At 61.6% G+C, this 1,118-nt stretch carries 1 protein-coding gene; it reads left to right on the top strand.

Annotated elements, in window-relative coordinates; genetic code table 11:
• Nucleotides 1–45: 45 nt before the first annotated feature.
• A partial coding sequence (locus ABT116_RS49140) for a condensation domain-containing protein (RefSeq protein WP_351648112.1) occupies nt 46–1,118 on the top strand: 1,073 nt, incomplete at its 3' end.

Genomic DNA, 1,118 nt, shown 5'->3' with positions numbered 1-1,118 from the left:
GGTGGACGCCCGGTCCTGGCACCGGCGGTGAGGCGTCCGGAGACCATGGGTCTGTCTGCGCCGCAACGTCGTCAGTGGGAGTTGTTCCGTTCTGCCGGCGCACATCCGCAAGCGAGCCATGCTCTGGCACTGACCCTGAAATCGAAGATCGATCCGGAGATTCTCGGGCACGCATTGGACGATGTGACATCGCGGCACGAACCCCTGCGGACCACATTCGTCGAGGTCGACGGTATCGTCGTGGCAAGAGAATCGGTGCGGCCGACTGTCGATGTCGTCGATGTCGGTGCCGGCGACCTGGGCCGAGCGGTGTTCGAGCTGGCTCAACTTCCGATGGATCTGCGTGAGCAATCACCGTTGCGGGTTCATCTGGTGCTCGGTGAAGACGGCTCTAGGACACTGCTTCTCGTCATGCACTACATCGCCGTCGACGAGTGGTCCGTAGTGCCGCTGCTGGGAGATCTGGTCTCTGCTTATGCAGCCAGGTCGCAGGGAGATCAACCGGTCTGGGACGAGCTTGCGTTGACGTACGCCGACTACACCGTGTGGTCGGACGAACTCTTGGGAGACCCCCTGGACGTGGGCAGCCGTGCGTCGAAGCAACTTGCGTACTGGCAGGATGCGCTCGACGGAATACCGACCAGTGTGAATCTTCCGTTGCCGGAAGATGACTCGGAACCTCGGGGCGACGTGGTCTCTGTCGACATCGACGCGGATCTGCACGCCAGGATCGACGCACTGGCCGCGCGCACCGGCACGAGCATGTTCATGGTCCTGCAAGCCGCGCTGGCCGCCGTTCTCACGAAGGCTGGGGCCGGTACCGATCTTCCGATCGGTTCGCTGGTTGCGGGTAGGTCGGATCCCCGTCTCGAACCGATGATCGGATCCTTCTTCAATGTTGTTCTCCTGCGCACGGATACGTCCGGTAGTCCGACGTTCGCAGAATTGCTGGCTCGGGTGAGGGAGGGGAATCTGGAAGCGCTGAGCAATCAGGACGTCTCATATGTGTATGTCGAGCAGGCTCTGGGTAATCCGGCGTCCATGAGACCTCAGGTGATGGTGATCCATCACCAACAGGCGGATTTGGACGGGCTCGGCGACTTCGGTTCTCTCGTACC

The sequence above is a fragment of the Streptomyces sp. NPDC002130 genome, from assembly GCF_040296465.1.
Taxonomy (GTDB): Bacteria; Actinomycetota; Actinomycetes; order Streptomycetales; family Streptomycetaceae; genus Streptomyces.
This window is presented reverse-complemented; position numbering and strand designations above follow the sequence as displayed.